The sequence below is a fragment of the Lentzea alba genome, assembly GCF_047445655.1.
Taxonomy (GTDB): Bacteria; Actinomycetota; Actinomycetes; order Mycobacteriales; family Pseudonocardiaceae; genus Lentzea; species Lentzea alba_A.
The window spans coordinates 73,836-89,546 of sequence record NZ_JAJAEG010000030.1 but is presented as its reverse complement, the minus strand read 5'-3'; the positions used below and the strand labels follow the sequence as shown (position 1 = coordinate 89,546).

The following is a 15,711-nucleotide window of genomic DNA, read 5'->3' as shown; positions in this document are numbered from 1 at the left end:
AATTCGTTCGGACGCTTACGCCGCTCTTTAACATGTGCTGATGCCGCCTGCCACGACCACGCTCCGAGGCGCCCTGCTGCACCTGGGCAAGGACGACCCGGCGTGGCTGGAGACCGTCGACTCGGTACTGGGGCGGGCGCTCACCGGCACCTCGATCCAGCAGTCCAAGCGAGGGCTGTTCGGCTGGCTCACCGGCGGCGCGCTGGCGGTGGTCCAGGACGCGATGAGCCGGACAGTCCGGCAGCTGCCTGACTCGTACGGCCAGTCGCGGCGCGACACGGTCTCCGCGCTGCACACCGCACTGGTGGCAACGGCGTTCTTCGAGTCGGTCTGCTCCACCCTGCGGGGCGTTCGCGATCTCGCCCTGCCGGTCGGCCACGAGTGGGACCAGGAAGACCACTCGCTCGTCTCCTACCTGTACTCGGACGACCTGCCCACGCCGTCGGCCACCCGCGGCTTCGACGAGCTCCGCAGGTGGGCGTCCCACCGGGGCGAACGCGTCCACCGCGCCGTGCAGAGGTCGAATCCCGCCTGTGGCAGCGAGGCGCTGCTGACTCGCGGTTTCGCGCGCGGGGTCCTCGACCGCTACGAGGCCGGGTACGAGACGTACGCGGCGGACATCCCGGAGTTCGAGCTGTGGTCCGGCGGCTCGGCCGAGGTGCTCGAACACGGCCTGGCGCCGATCACACCGGAGGTTCCCGAGGACAATCCACGCGCCACCCTGTTCCAGGCCAACCTGAAAGCCGCGGGCGAACCCGTGCTGGGCGAACCTGGTTTTCCGGCGATCCACAACGTCTACATCGCCCCGCGGTTCCGCATGACCGAGGCGGACGCGCGGACCCGGCTGGCGGACGAGAGCTGGTGGGCCGGGATCGAACCGCGCGGGGCCCTGCACACGCTGTTGATCGGTCACCTCACCTCAGCCGAGGCGTTCCGGACTCCCCTGCTGATGATCGGCGCACCCGGCGTGGGCAAGACGACGATGATCACGACGATGGCCGTCGGACTGCCGGGGTTCACCAGCGTGCGGGTGCCGTTGCGCGGCGTCGACCGGGACGCACCGATCGTCGACCAGATCGACGAGGCTTTGCGTCGCCAGACCGGGGACCAGGTCACGTGGCTGGACCTGTTCCGGCAGAGCACGGAACAGACCGGCGTCGTGATGCTGGACGAGCTGGACGAGCTGGCGCCCGGCCGGCACCGGAACTACCTCGACGAGGTAGTCAGGTTCCAGCAGTCCGAGGCCGCGCAGGGCCGTCCGGTGGCGGTCGTCGTCACGGCCAGAACCGGGCTTCTGGACCAGGTGCTCGTTCCCGACGGAACGCTGACGATCAACCTCGCCGAGTTCGACGACGAACAGGTACGTGAGTGGGCGAAGAAGTGGCCACTGGCCGTGCCTGTGGGAACAGCGCGGAATCCGTTGCAGCTCTCGATGAGCTCGCTGCCGTTCACGAACCCGGACTTCTCGATGTTGGCCGTCGCCGCGTTCGGGATGCTCAACCGCGGCTGGCGAGCGCTCACCGAGGACGAGCTTCGTGACGACCTCGCCGCCGCCGGCTTCGAGGACCTGGACGTGGTCCCCGCGGTACTCCGCGATATGGAGAACCGGCCGACGTCGTTCATCGAACACGTGATCGCGGACTTCGTGCTCCGAGAACTCATCGGCGGGCAGAAAGACCTGGTGCTCGACCTCCTGTCACGTCGCCCGCTGGCGCTTCGTCCGCCGGTGCTGACATTCGTGGCTCAGCTCGCCGCGCAACTGGACGACGACAAGCGGACCGGACTGACTTACGTCCTCAAGGCACTCCTCGACAGGTACCGACGCCGGACCGGCCCTTCCCTGTCCGCCTACACGGCGAACCTGGTCCTGTTGCAGCTCTTCGTCCAGCCGGCGGACCAGCGGACGTTCGTCGCACCGGAAGTCTCGAACAACCTCATCCTCCTGTGGCGGACGCGCCTGGACGCCGGCACCTTTCACGCCATCAGGTCCATGGTCGCGTTCAAGGACAAGGGGTTCACGCGACGCCAGGAGCACACGGCGGAACCGGTCGCCGAGCTCGACTCGGACGCGCCGGCCGGAGTCGAGGTCCTGCGCGAGTGGGTACCTGGGCCACACGAGATCCGCGAGGTCTACTGGTCCGCGGGCAGCGAGTTGCAGATCATCACCACAGATGGCGACGGCTCGTGCTGGCGTCTTGAGGAGGATCCGGAGTTCGTCAGCGAATACGCCGGCGTCGCCGACACGGCCTGGCACCCCAAGCGCTCGATTGCCGCGATCGTCCAGGCAGAACCCGGACTGGGTGGCGACCACGAGCTGCTGGTCAGCGACTTCCGCGCCGAACCCCTGCGGTTGCCATGGGCCGAGGACAGCGGCGCCCTGGTCTGCTGGTCGCCTGACGGCAAGCGGCTCGGCGTGTACCGCGACTCGACGCTGTCGATCTACGACACCGACGCCGGTCACTGGCAGGACATTGTCAAAGCCCGCCGCTCCAGAGCGGAGGATGTGCGGACACTGCAGTGGTCCGGGCAGTACATCTGCACGACCAGCGCGCACACCGTGAGCGTTTTCGACATGGCGGCGGATCCGGTGTCGGGACCGACCAGACACAGCACCTTCAACAATGAACTGTTGGATGTCTCCATCACGGCCGACGAGCGTGGGCTCATCGCGACCCGGCCCAAGTCTCAGACGAGCATCGAGGTCTGGCACCTGATCGACGCAGGCGCGCCGACGACACTGGAAGGGCACACGAAACCCGTCGTCTGCGCCAGGTTCTCTCCCGATGGCGACTACCTGGTGTCGATGTCGCTGGACGACACCGTCCGCATCTGGCGGCAACGCGACTGGCAGTGCGTCGCCCTGCTGCGCCGCGAGAACGTCCACGACCGCGGCACGGTCGCCTTCCACCCCACCAAACCGTTGTTGGCTCTGGCGAACGGCAACCGGGTCGACATCGTGCGGCTCGACCGCGGCACGATCGGCACGATCGGGGCGGCAGCGGAGTCACGCCGCTACGCCAACGCGAAGATCGTGCTCGTCGGCGACTCCGGAGTCGGCAAGTCCGGGCTTGGTCTGGTGCTCAGCGGCCGCCCGTTCGAGCCCACCGAGTCGACGCACGGCCGCAACGTGTGGACGTTCGAGAAGTCCATCGCGACCACGGAATCCGGCGAGACGCAGACCAGGGAAACGCTGCTCTGGGACCTCGCCGGCCAGCCCGGCTACCGGATGGTCCACCAACTCCACCTCAACGAGGTGGCAGTGGCCCTCGTGGTGTTCGACGCCCGCAGCGAAACCGATCCGTTCGCAGGCGTGCAGTACTGGAGCCGCGCGCTGAACCAGGCCCGACGGCTGGACGGGGCAGCGGCAGTGAGGCTCAAGGCCTACCTCGTGGCCGCCAGAGCCGACCGCGGCGGCACGGCCGTCAGCACCGCGCGGGTCCAGCAAGCCGTGGAGGCACACGGGTTCGACGGATACATCGAGACCAGCGCCAAGGAAGGCTGGGGCGTCGGCGAGCTGGTCCGCACGGTCCGGGACGCCATCGACTGGGACGCCGTGCCGAAGGTCAGCTCGACCGCGCTGTTCCAGTCGATCAAAGATTTCGTGGTGGAGGAGAAGAAGCAGGGTCGCATCCTGACCACTGTGGACGATCTGCTGCACAGCTTCCGGCGCGTGCAAGGCAACGAGGAGCCAGCCGAAGAGCTCACCGACGGGTTCGAGGCGTGCCTAGGCAGGCTGGAGAGCGTCGGGGTCATCAGGCGCATGGCGTTCGGCGACTACGTCCTCCTACGACCCGAGCTCCTCGACTCCTACGCATCGTCGCTGGTCCAGACGGCCAAGGATGAGCCGGACGGACTGGGCTTCGTGCCGGAGAAGGACGCGCTCGAAGGCAGCTTCCGGATGCCCGAGTCCGAACGCCTGACCAACCGGCAGCAGGAACGAGTGCTGCTGATCAGCGTGGTCGAAGAGCTGCTCCGCAGGGAGATCGCACTCAAAGAGGTCACTGACCGGGAGGTCGACCTGATCTTCCCGTCGCAGTTCACCAGGGAACGCCCCGACGCCCCGCAGCCACCAGGCCAGGACGTGGTCTTCACGTTCGACGGCGACCTGCACACGATCTACTCGACCCTCGCGGTCCGCCTGTCGCACTCCCGCCTGTTCCAACGGGAGGCGATGTGGCACAACTCCGCGTCGTACAAAGCGGAAGCCGACGGCACGTGCGGCATCGCGATCCGTGAGATCGAGGAGGGCAAGGGCGAACTGACCCTCTGCTACGACGAGCAGGCGCAACCGATCACCCGGCACCAGTTCGAGGCGTACGTCGTGGAACACCTGCACCAGCGAGCGGTCGCCGTCGAACTGCGCCGCATAAGAAGGTGCAAGCCGTGCGACTACGCGGTCGCCGACGAGGTCGTGCAGCGCCGGCTCGAAAGAGGCCTGACCACGGTGATCTGTCAGCTCTGTGACCGGCAGATCCCGATCGTCGACCAGCAGGAGCCCACCGACGTCCGGCCAGCCGTCGCCGAGATGAACTCCAACGCCAACGCGCAACGGGACCAGGACGTCGCCGCCACCACCCTCAAGGGCAAGCGCGAGACCGAGGACTACGACGTCTTCCTGTGCCACAACGTCAAGGACAAGCCGCAGGTCCTCAAGATCGCGAAGAAGCTTGAGGAACGCGGCATCCTGCCGTGGCTCGACGTCGACTCCCTCCAGCCCGGCACGCGATGGCACTACGCGATGGCCGAAGGCATCGAGAAGAGCCGTTCGGCGGCGGTGCTGGTCGGGCCGGCCGGGTTCGGGCCGTGGCACGACACCGAGATGCAGCTCATCAGCGACTGGTCGGTGCGCGACAACCGCCGGCGGGTCATCCCGGTGATCCTCGAAGGCACAGCCCAAGATCCGGTGCTGCCGGGCTTTCTGCGGGTGTGGTCCACGGTGGACATGCGCACCGCGGACCCCGACCCGATCGAGCAGCTCATCTGGGGCATCACCGACCGGCACCCCCGCCGGGACTGACTCAGCAGGCCTTGCGCAGCACCGTGCCGGTCGTCCCCGGCAACGAGACCGTGCGCACCGAGGCGCCCTTTTCGTTGGTGTGAGCCTCGGGCAGGCGGACGGTGACGGCCGCGCTGCCGGTCTTGTTCGCGTTGACGATCACCGTGCCGCAGGCGAAGTCGCGCTGGTACACGTTGGACGCCACGGCATAGTGCGCGTCGGCCGGGGCGCCTAGGTCCCAGTCGTACTCGGCGCGCCACTGCGAGGGGTTGTCGTAGCGGTCGGTCTCCTCGATCTCGGAGATGGCCGCGTGCTCGCCCTTGGCCAGCAGGTAGCTCGCGTAGGCGTACCGGAACGGCTGCTCGGCGCCGCTGTGGTGGGGCTGGACCCAGGTGATCTTGCCCTTGGCCTCGTTGGCGGTGATCTGGGCGACCTGGCGGCTCCAGCCCTGCGGGTACTCGGAGAGCAGGTCGTTGTCGTTGAAGGTCAGCCACCACTCGTCGAAGCCGCCGTCGAGGTGCTCGACGTAGCTGTCCCACGCGCCGTCGTGCAGGCGGGCGTTGGACATGTTCGCGACGGTTTTGAGGCCCGCGTCGACGAACTTCTGCCGGGTGTTGGCGAGCATCGAGCGGTAGGCGTCGCGCATCGCCTCGTCGGTGCGGTACGCCGCCGGGCAGACGCCGTCGTGGTACGTGTCGCAGGTGAACAAAGCGTTGTCCATGAACACGCCGTCGAACACCTTCTGGGACGACGCGATCACGTTGTCGGCCCAGGCGTTCTGGTACGCGGTGTTGCCGACGTCCATCTGCCAATGGCCGTCATATCCGTCGTATTCGAACCGCCGACCATTTGGATCGAGAAGAAACCACGAGGGGTCGGCCGCGCAGTAACCGACGCCGGTGGGCAGATCGGAGTCGTCGACACCGTTCGAGCACGCATAGCTGCGAGTCGAGGAGAGGTCCTTGTAGACGAAGGTCTGGATCTTCGGATTAGCCGCCTTGAACTTCGCCGCAAGATCACTTTCCCACGCGTTGAGCACCACGTACGAGCGCCGCGAGGCTTCGGTGTTGATCATTTCGTCGGACGTGGGCGTGCTGTTCATGTGGAGCCAGTAGGACTTCGCGGTGAAGTCCAGTTCTTCTGCTTGAGCTGCGGGAACCAAGGTCACCGCCAGAACGCCCGCCAAGATCAATTTCCCGATCAAACGCACGCCAAACCCCATCTCGCCTAGCACTCCGGTTTCGAAGTATTAGACTTGATGAAATGCGTCTCATTACGGAAATGTGCAGTGCGGTATTTCACTGTTAAACAATGAAATGCGTCATTGCCACGCGTGGGCGTGTCTCAAATCACTTGCAAAAGCAGCGCGCTTCACCAAGAATGCGCGACCCGATCAAATGATCTACATCTACATCTGCAGCTGCACGTACGGGGTCTGCTCGGCCGACATCGGCACCTGGAACCGCTGGGTCAGGTAGGCCGCGATGTCGTGGAACAACGGCGCTGCCGAGGTGCTGAACTGGGTGCCGTGCGGCGCGTCGAGCATGATGCCGACGACGTAGCGCGGGTTGTCGGCGGGGAGGATGCCCGCGAACGTGATCCAGTACTGCGACTGGGAGTAGCACTTGCAGATCGGGTCGATCTGCTGGGCCGTGCCGGTCTTGCCCGCGATCTGGTAGCCGGGCAGGGCGGCCTGGCGGCCGGTGCCGTTCTGGTCCGAGTCGCGCGGGTCGACCTGCGTCACCGAGCGGAACATGCTGCGGACGGTCTTCGCGGTCTCCGCCGACACCACGCGGACCCCTTCAGGTCGCTGCTTCTCGGAACGCGCGCCCTCCGCACCGATCTCGGCGCGGATCAGGCGCGGCGGGATGCGCACGCCGTCGTTGGCGATGGCCTGGTACATGCCGGTCATCTGCAGCAACGTCATCGAGAGGCCCTGGCCGATCGGCAGGTTGCCGAAGGTCGAGCCGGACCACTGGTTCAGCGGCGGCACGAGGCCGGACTCCTCGGCGGGGACCTCGGACAGGGTGCGGCGGCCGAGACCGAACTTCTGCAGCATCTCGGCGTAGCGCTCCTTGCCGACCTCCTGGGCGGCGAGCAGCGTGCCGACGTTCGAGGACTTGGCGAAGACGCCGGTGAACGACATGGGCACCGTGCCGTGCGTCCACGCGTCCTTGATCGTGCGGTCGGCGACCTTCAGCGAGCCGGGCACCTGCAGCACGTCTTCCGGCTTGAACAGGCCGTACTCGACGGCGGCGGCGGCCGTGACGATCTTGTTCACCGAGCCGGGCTCGAAGACGTTGGAGACGGCGCCGTTGCGGAGCTGCTCGGGGTCGGCCTTGCCGAAGTCGGTCGGGTCGTAGACCTTGTCGTTGGCCATGGCGACGATCTCGCCGGTGCGACTGTCCAGCACCACCGCGGACGCGCCCTTGGCCCCCGACTTCCTGGCGTAGTCGGTGACCATCTTCTGGACCGCGTACTGGGTGTCGATGTCGATGGTCAGTTCGAGGCTCTTGCCCGGCTGCGGCTTCACGAGCTCGCGCTCGGTGTTCGGGATGACGAGCGTGTCGTCGCCGGACATCGTGTCGACCACACGGCGGCCCATGCGGCCGGCCAGCACGTTGTCCTGCGCGGCCTCCAGACCGAGGATGCCCAGGGTGGTCGGCGGCTTCTCGTCCTGGCGCCAGTTCGCGGCGCCGATGACGTTCGACGCCACGTCGCCGTTGGGGTAGATGCGCTTCGAGCGGTACTCCGAGCCGATCTCGGCCGGGTACTTCTCCACGATCTTCTGCGCCTTGGCGGGCTCCGCCTCGCTCACCAGGACCTCGTAGCTGATGTCCTTCACGAGCTGCTGGTAGACGGTCTCCTCGTCGGTCTTCTCGCCGTTGACCTCGGGCCCCAGCGTCGACGAGACGAACTTGGCGACCTCGCGCATGTGGTCGTCGTAGGACACCGGGTACTGCTTGGGGTCCTTCGCGCGGGCTTCGTCCCACGTCTTGCGGGCCCGCTGCGGCAGGATGTAGAGCGCGCGGACCTCGACGGAGAACGCGAGCTGGTTGCCGTTGCGGTCGAGGATCGAGCCGCGCTCGGCGGGGATGTTCTGGCGCGTCGTGCGCTGCTGCTGCGCCTGCAACGACAGCTCGTCGGCCTGGAGCCCCTGCACCTGCACGAGCTTCACGCCGGCGACCACGAGCGCGCCGATCAGCAGGATGCGGCCGACCGCGAGGCGCAGCTTGCTGTTGCCACCCGTGCGCGCGGCCGGGCGAGGGCCGCGCACCGACAACGGGCGGCGCGGCCCCCTCTGCTGCGGACCGGGCATCAGCCACCCGCCGGAGGAGTCTGGTTACCGGCAGGCGGCGTCTGACCAGCGGGCGGCGTCTGACCGGCAGGCGGCTGCTGACCGGCAGGCGGCGTGGACGTCTCGGGCGACGGTGGCGGCGGCGGGGTCGACTTGGTCGGCGCGCTCGGCTTGCCGAACTCCTCGATCGAGCCGTCCGGGTTCTGCCGCAGCCGGGCCGGGTTCGACGGCTCGACCAGGCCCATCTCGGTCGCCCGGCGCGCGAGGTCGGTCGGCGACTCCAGCAGCGCGACCTCCCGGCGCAGCTGCTCGACCCGCAACGACAGCTTCTCCGCCTCCGCCTGGGCCTCCTGCAGCCGGTACGTGTCGGCGGCGGCCTGGGTGGAGAAGTACATGATCCCGGCGACGCCCGCGCCCAGCACGAGCATCACGAGCACGACGAACGGCGCCTTGGAGGCAGTCTTCTGCTGCGGCGCCGGTACGCCGTTGCGCAGGTTCTGGGCGCGCTGGGCCCGGCGGGCGTAGGCGCGTTCGGCACCGGCGGTCCGGCGGCGCGCCTTGTCGTGGTCCTCGCGCTGCTCCTTCGAAGGGTCTCGGGGCGACGGCCCACCGACCCGTGCGGGTGCCGTCATCGCGGATCTCCGATCCGTTCCGCCGCGCGCAGCCGCACCGGGGCCGCCCGCGGGTTGTCCTCGATTTCCTGCTCCGACGCGAGCTCCGCGCCCTTCGTGAGCAACTTGATCTCGGGCCCGTGGCCCGGCAGCTCGACCGGCAGGCCAGGCGGCGTCTTCGACTTCGCCAGCTCCGCGAACGCCTGCTTCACCATCCGGTCCTCAAGGGACTGGTACGACTCCACGACGATGCGCCCGCCCATGCCGAGCACGCCCAGCGCGGCGGGAAGGGCCAGCCTGAGCGACTCCAGCTCGCCGTTGACCTCGATCCGCAACGCCTGGAACGTGCGCTTCGCCGGATGCCCGCCGGTGCGCCGCGAGGCCGCGGGCACGACGGCGTAGAGCAGCTCGACGAGCCGGCCGGAGTTCGTGAACGGCGCCTTCTCCCGTTCCTTCAGCACCGCCGACGCGATCTTGCCCGCGAACCGCTCCTCGCCGTAGGTGGAGAGGATCCGCGCGAGGTCGCCGTGCGAGTACGTGTTCAGCACGTCCGCCGCCGTCATGCCGGTGCCCTTGGACATCCGCATGTCGAGCGGCGCGTCCTTCGAGTACGCGAACCCGCGCTCCTCCTCGTCCAGCTGCAACGAGGACACGCCGAGGTCCATCAGCACACCGTCCACATGCGAGTACCCGAGGTCCTCGACGGCCTCGTCGATGTGGTCGTACGTGACGTTGACGAGCTTGACGCGATCACCGTGACGCGCGAGCCGCTTGCCGGCCATCTCGATGGCCTGCGGGTCGCGGTCGAGCCCGATCAACGTGAGCTCGGGGTGCGCGCTCAACAACGCGTCGGAGTGGCCACCCATGCCGAGCGTCGTGTCGACAACGACGGCGGGCTTGCCTTCGAGCGCCGGAGCGAAGAGTTCCAGGACGCGGTCCAGCAGCACCGGAACGTGCCGCGGCTGATCCATCGTCCCTCGACTCCCCTGATGCGCGTTCGGGTGACGTCAGGTCCCCGCCCGCCCGTCGAACCTGGCGCCGGGGAAGGTGCGCCAGGGCCGATAGTCGAGCGGACCGAGGCCTCACGGCACCCGAATCGCGATGTGGAACATCCGGCCTGTTGCTCGGCTGACCGCCATCAGAAGACGCCCGGTATGACCTCCTCGCGAGCCGTGGCGTAGCCGTCCTCGTGCTCTTCGAGATAGGTCTGCCAGGCCGTCGCGTCCCAGATCTCCATCCTGGTGAACGCGCCGACGACCACGCACTCCTTGGTCAACCCGGCATACCGGCGCAGTTCCGGTGCGATCAGAACGCGGCCCTGACCGTCCGGACGCTGCTCGTCCGTACCCGCGAACAGATACCGCTGATAGGCGCGTACGGCGTCGTTGGTGAACGGCGCCTCGGCGACCTTCCTCGCCATCTGCTCGAACTCAGCCCGGGGAAACACGTACAGGCAGTGGTCCTGGCCTTTGGTGACCATGAGACCTCCCGCCAGTTCGTCCCGGAACTTCGCAGGCAGTGTCAGCCGACCCTTGTCGTCCAGGCGCGGGTAGTGAGTGCCGAGGAACACGGCAACCACCTCCCATGCCGGGCGACGGACCGGCAGTGGAGCCCCCGTCTGCCCCACCGGCCGCCACAGTACCCCACTTTTCACCACAGTCAACGCTGAAACAGGTGTTTACACACCAACTCGTGACCCGTTTTTGCAGGTAGACGCCGTGGGGCAGCGTGGGGGGATGGTGGGGGAGCTGGTCAGTCTCCACCTTGCCGAGTGAGGGTTCAGGCCCGATTCAGCACTCGAACGGCCTAGCAAATTCCGTCAAAACCACGTGTTGGAACGCGATGGTGGGGGAAGGTGGAAACTGGTGGAGCGAACCCGATGTAGCCCGCAGGTGTAGGGCACTTAGCCGTGGTTTGACACACTGCGTGAAACGCTCACACGTCCGTGTTCCGGACACGGCTGCTGGAGGTTTAGTGACACCGGGAAGCCCAAGCGCGAACAGTCACGCGCCGGTCGATCAGGTCCTGGGAGAGTTGCACGGCGCCGTCCAGCGGATCGCCGCCAACGTCGAGCGGGTGCTCGTCGGCAAACCCGACGTGGTCCGCCTCGCCCTGGTGACGCTGCTCGCCGAAGGGCACCTGCTGGTGGAGGACGTGCCGGGTGTCGGCAAGACCTCCCTCGCGAAAGCGCTTGCCCGTTCCATCGACTGCACGGTGAGCCGCGTGCAGTTCACGCCCGACCTGTTGCCGAGCGACATCACCGGCTCCTCCATCTACAACCGGCAGGAGAACGACTTCGAGTTCCGGCCGGGCCCGATCTTCGCGAACATCGTGGTCGGCGACGAGATCAACCGCGCCTCCCCCAAGACGCAGTCCGCGCTCTTGGAGTGCATGGAGGAGCACCAGGTCACGGTCGACGCCCACACGTACCCGCTGGGCTCGCCGTTCATGGTGATCGCGACGCAGAACCCGATCGAGATGGAGGGCACCTACGCCCTTCCCGAGGCGCAGCGCGACAGGTTCACCGCGCGCGTGTCGATCGGGTACCCGGACCCGGCGGCCGAGCTCGCCATGGTCGACGAGCACGCGGGCCACAACCCGATCGACGACCTGCGGCCCGTCTCGGACGCGGCGCAGATCCTGCGGCTGATCGAGGCCGTGCGTCGCGTGCACCTCTCCCCTGAGGTGCGTCGCTACGCCGTTGAGCTGGTGTCGGCCACGCGTCGTCTGCCGGAACTGCGGCTGGGTGCGTCGCCACGGTCCACGTTGCACCTCGTGCGCGCCGCACGGGCGCAGGCGGCGCTCGCCGGCCGTGACTTCGTGGTGCCGGACGACATCCACGCGATCGCGATCCCCGTGCTCGCGCACCGGCTCGTGCTGACGGCGGAGGCGCAGGCCGCCCGCCGGTCCCCCGCCGAGCTGATCAGGGCGCTGCTCCAGCGGGTGCCGGTGCCTACGGCGGCATTGGACCCGAGCGCGGCGTTTGTCCGCAGCATGAACAACAACAACGCAGGGACGCCACGCTAACGATGCGAACCGCACTGTCCGGTCTGACCACCCGCGGTAGATGCTTGCTGGCCGCGGGGTTCGCCGCCGGAGTGTGCGCCGCCGTGCTGAACGAACGCGACCTGCTCAGGGTCGCGGCCTTCGTGATCGCGCTGCCCCTGCTGGCCGCCTGGCTCGCCACGCGGGCGCGGGTCGGGCTGCACGCCGCCCGCTTCCTCGCGCCCAGCCGGGTGCCGGTCGGGGTGGCGTCGGAGGTCAAGCTGGACCTGCGCAGCACCGGGCGGCTGCCGACGGGCGGGCTGATGCTCGAGGACACCGTGCCGTACGCGTTGGGCGCGCGGCCGCGGTTCCTGGTGGAGCGGTTGCCGCGCAACACGCCCACGACGTTGCGCTACCCGCTCAAGCCGGTGATGCGCGGCATCCAGCAGGTCGGTCCGCTGATGGCGCGGATCACCGACCCGTTCGGTCTCGCGGAGTTCGACCGCGAGCTGGCCGGGCGGTCGCGGCTGGTCGTGGTGCCGCGGGTCGTGCGGCTGTCGGGGTTGCCCGGCGGTTCCGGCATGGGCGCGGGCGACGACGGCTCGGTGCGGCTGCGGGCCGGGCAGGGCGAGGACGACGCGGTGGTGCGGCCCTATCGGCAGGGCGACGACCTGCGGAAGGTCCACTGGCGGTCCACGGCCCGGCGCGACGAGCTGATGGTGCGCGTCGAGGAACGGCCGTGGCGCGGTGGCACGACGGTGCTGCTGGACCACCGGCAGAGCGCGCACCGCGGCAGCGGGCCCACGGCCTCGATGGAGTGGGCCATCTCGTTCTGCGCGTCGATCTGCCTGCACCTGCACCACTTCGGCCACCAGGTGCGCCTGGTCTCCGAGGACGGGCGGGTGCTCGCGGGCGGTTCGCAGGACGGCGGGCACAGCGACCACGTGGTGCTGGACTCGCTGGCCGCGTTGCAGGCGTCGCACCGGCGTGAGCTCTCCGGCGGTGTCGACCCCGGCGCGGGCCAGGAGGTCATCGCGGTGCTCGGCGGGGTGTCGCCGGCGTCGATCGAGGAACTGATCCGGTACCGGCCGCGCGGCATGCGCAGCCTGGCCGTGCTGCTGGACGTGAACGCCTGGGCCGGTGGCACGGACTCCTCCGCTCCCGATCCCGAGGACGCCCGGCGGTTGCTGGGCGGCGCGGGCTGGGGTGTGGCGATCGCGCGGCCGTCGGCGTCGATGCAGCAGGTGTGGCAGGAGTTGTGCGCCTCGGCGGGCAACCGGGGACCGTCCGTGCGCTCGGAGGTGGGCTGAGATGGGGACGCGTTCCGCTCCTTCGAAGGGTGCCGAGTCCGAGTGGTTCACCTCGGCGACGCCGTGGATCGCGGCGCTGGCCGTGCTGTGCGCGTCGACGGCGCTGTCCGGCGTCATCGAGGGTGACCTCTGGCTGGTGCGCATCGGTGTCGTGATCGTCGCGATCACGGTGACCGGCGCGTTCCTGCGGGCGACCCGGCTGACTCCGCCGCTGGTCGCGGTGGCCCAGGTCTTCGTGCTGTTGTGCCTGCTCACGGCCTTGCACACGCGGTCTGGCATCCTGCTGTTCATCCCCGGCCCCGAGTCGTTCAGCGAGCTGGGCAGCGTGCTGGCGGACTCGGTCGCGCAGGTGCAGACCGGGGTGCCGCCGGTGCACGCGACGCCGGCGATCCAGGCGCTCGTGGTGCTGGCGATCGGCCTGGTCGCGGTGCTGGTGGACACGCTGGCCGTGGCGGCGGCGGCTCCGGCGGCGTCCGGGCTGGTGCTGCTGTGCGTGTTCGCGGTGCCGGCGTCACTGGCCGACGAGATGCTGCCGTTCTGGACGTTCATCCTGGGCGCGGCCGCGTTCGCGATGCTGCTCGCGGTCGACGGCCAGCACCGGCACGAGGCGTGGCGCGGACGGCTCGGCTCCGGTTCGGCGAGCGGTTCCGGCAGCTCGGCGACGGGCGTGGCGAGCATCGCGATGGTGATCGCGTTGATCGTCGGCGCAGGCTTCACGATCGTCGGCACGGTCGGCCGGCTGCCGATGGGCGGCGGCGGAGCCGGTGGCAAGGGCGGCATCGGGCTGAGCGAGATGACGTCGTTGCGCGGCATGCTGAACCGCGGCAAGACCGCCGAGGTCTTCTACGTGCGCGGCCTGCCGGAGCAGACCTACATGCGGGCGTCCACGCTGGCCAGGTACGTGCCGAACAAGGGCTGGGAGCGCGGCAGCGACCCCGGCGGCCAGCCCGCGCGCGGTGAGCTGCCGCCGCAGCCGGGCGACCGCGGTGAGGGCAAGACGACCCGGATCAACATCGAACCGCGCGACTGGAAGAGCTTCTGGCTGCCGACCTACGGGTCCGTGCGCCGCATCGAGACGCCGGACGACGACTACCGGTACGACACCAAGAAGGGCGTGATCTTCACCCAGCGCGAACGGGAGCCGGAGCCGTACGAGATCGACACGGTCCTGACGACGCCGACCAAGCAGGCGCTGCGCCTCGCGGCCGGCCCGAAGAACCAGGTCGACTCCGAGTACTACCGCTTCGAGGGCGTCGAGCAGGAGGTGGTGGACCTCGCGAACAGGATCGTGGACGGCTCCACCAACGACTTCGACAAGGCCGCCGCGCTGACCGAGTTCTTCAACAACCCGGTCAACGGGTTCAAGTACGACCTCAAGACCCAGGGCGACGTCACGAACGACGCGCTGACCGAGTTCGTCACCAAGACCAAGGTCGGCTACTGCGAGCAGTACGCCTCCGCGATGGCCGTGATGGCCCGCGTGGTCGGCCTGCCGTCGCGGGTCGCGATCGGTTTCACCGCCGGTGTCGCGTCCCCGGACAACTCCTACCGCGTGATCAGCACGGACGACGCGCACGCGTGGGTCGAGATCTTCTTCCCGGGCCACGGCTGGATGACGTTCGACCCGACCCCGATCGACGACGGTCGCGGTGTCGTGCCGCCGTACCTGCGGGAGACCTCGCAGGGCACCGAGGACGAGCCGTCGGCCCAGACGTCGACCGAGCCGACGTCCCCGTCCACGGCCGGTTCCGCGCAGCCCTCGGCCTCGCCCGACGGCACCGAGGACAACCAGAACCTGCAGGAGGTCGGCCCCAGCGGACCGCCGCCGTGGCACCTCTGGGCCCTGGGCGTGGCGCTGGTGCTCGCGGCGGTGCTGACGGTGCTGCTGGTGCTCGCGCTGTTCGGCGTGATCAGCGCGGGCCTGCTGGGCGTGGGGTGGGCGCGCAAGCTGCTGATCCCGGCCGCGGCCGCGTTGTGGCTGATAGCCGTGGGCCTCGCGGCGGCGTTGCTCTCGTGGTGGCTCGCGATCGCGCTGGTGGTCGCCGGGGTCACCCTGACGCCACTGCTGGTCCGTGCCGTGCGCCGGCACAACCACCTGCACGCGGTGACGGCGCTCGGTCCGGGCGCGGCCTCGGCGGCGTGGAGCGAGCTGATGGCCGAGTCGATCGACCGCGGCGCGCCGGTGCCGTCCGCCGAGACGATCCGGATCGCCGCACGACGGCTGGCGCGCGAGCACAACCTGGACGACGCGGGCAAGGCCGGACTGCGGGCGGTCATCGGGGCCATTGAGCGGTCCTGGTACAGCGCGAACCCCACGGCCGATCCCGCGCTGCCCGCCGCGCTGGCGGCGGTGCGACAGTCGTTGCGACAGAACGCTCCGCTGTCGTTGCGGGCCCGGTTGTTCCCGAAGTCGGTGCTGCGGCCGGCGCCCGCGCCGATGGCCGACACGCCCGACCGCGACCCGGTCCCGGTCTAGCCGGTCTTCGGCCGGCCGGTCTTCATCCAGCAACG

The 15,711-nt window shown here is 68.9% G+C and carries 9 protein-coding genes; 4 read left to right on the top strand and 5 right to left on the bottom strand.

The genetic code is table 11. The features are described from left to right. The first annotated feature begins 40 nt into the window (after positions 1-40). Positions 41-5,017, top strand: coding sequence for a TIR domain-containing protein (locus tag LFM09_RS38420; RefSeq protein WP_414101540.1), 4,977 nt, complete (start codon positions 41-43; stop codon positions 5,015-5,017). A gap of 1 nt (position 5,018) precedes the next feature. Here the strand turns inward: LFM09_RS38420 and LFM09_RS38415 are convergent, their stop codons facing one another. The 5 genes from LFM09_RS38415 to mraZ form a co-directional block, all read right to left on the bottom strand. Then, positions 5,019-6,206 carry a putative glycoside hydrolase gene (locus LFM09_RS38415; RefSeq protein WP_414101539.1) on the bottom strand — a complete coding sequence of 396 codons (1,188 nt, stop codon included), beginning with the start codon at positions 6,204-6,206 and terminating at the stop codon, positions 5,019-5,021. A gap of 198 nt (positions 6,207-6,404) precedes the next feature. Next, complete coding sequence (locus LFM09_RS38410) at positions 6,405-8,315, bottom strand: peptidoglycan D,D-transpeptidase FtsI family protein (RefSeq protein ID WP_414101538.1); 1,911 nt, start codon at positions 8,313-8,315, stop codon at positions 6,405-6,407. Then, positions 8,315-8,926 carry an FtsB family cell division protein gene (locus LFM09_RS38405; protein WP_414101537.1) on the bottom strand — a complete coding sequence of 204 codons (612 nt, stop codon included), beginning with the start codon at positions 8,924-8,926 and terminating at the stop codon, positions 8,315-8,317. Before LFM09_RS38405 ends, LFM09_RS38410 begins: the two co-directional genes overlap by 1 nt. Then, positions 8,923-9,876, bottom strand: coding sequence for a 16S rRNA (cytosine(1402)-N(4))-methyltransferase RsmH (gene rsmH, locus LFM09_RS38400; protein ID WP_414101536.1), 954 nt, complete (start codon positions 9,874-9,876; stop codon positions 8,923-8,925). The genes LFM09_RS38405 and rsmH overlap by 4 nt, the downstream gene beginning before the upstream one ends. A 167-nt stretch (positions 9,877-10,043) precedes the next feature. Further along, positions 10,044-10,475 (bottom strand): division/cell wall cluster transcriptional repressor MraZ, encoded by a 432-nt coding sequence (mraZ, locus tag LFM09_RS38395; protein ID WP_112273234.1) that lies wholly within the window; start codon positions 10,473-10,475, stop codon positions 10,044-10,046. Between the two features lie 272 nt (positions 10,476-10,747). Between mraZ and LFM09_RS38390 the strand changes: the two genes are divergently transcribed. From LFM09_RS38390 to LFM09_RS38380, 3 genes are read left to right on the top strand one after another with little or no spacing between them, the layout of a single operon-like run. Continuing rightward, positions 10,748-11,932: an AAA family ATPase gene (locus LFM09_RS38390; RefSeq protein WP_414101535.1), complete on the top strand. Its 1,185-nt coding sequence runs from the start codon at positions 10,748-10,750 to the stop codon at positions 11,930-11,932. 2 nt (positions 11,933-11,934) lie between these two features. Next, positions 11,935-13,200 carry a DUF58 domain-containing protein gene (locus LFM09_RS38385; RefSeq protein ID WP_414101534.1) on the top strand — a complete coding sequence of 422 codons (1,266 nt, stop codon included), beginning with the start codon at positions 11,935-11,937 and terminating at the stop codon, positions 13,198-13,200. 1 nt (position 13,201) lies between these two features. After that, entirely contained in the window at positions 13,202-15,676 is a 2,475-nt protein-coding gene (locus tag LFM09_RS38380) for a transglutaminaseTgpA domain-containing protein (protein ID WP_414101533.1), read from the top strand. Positions 15,677-15,711 lie beyond the last annotated feature (35 nt).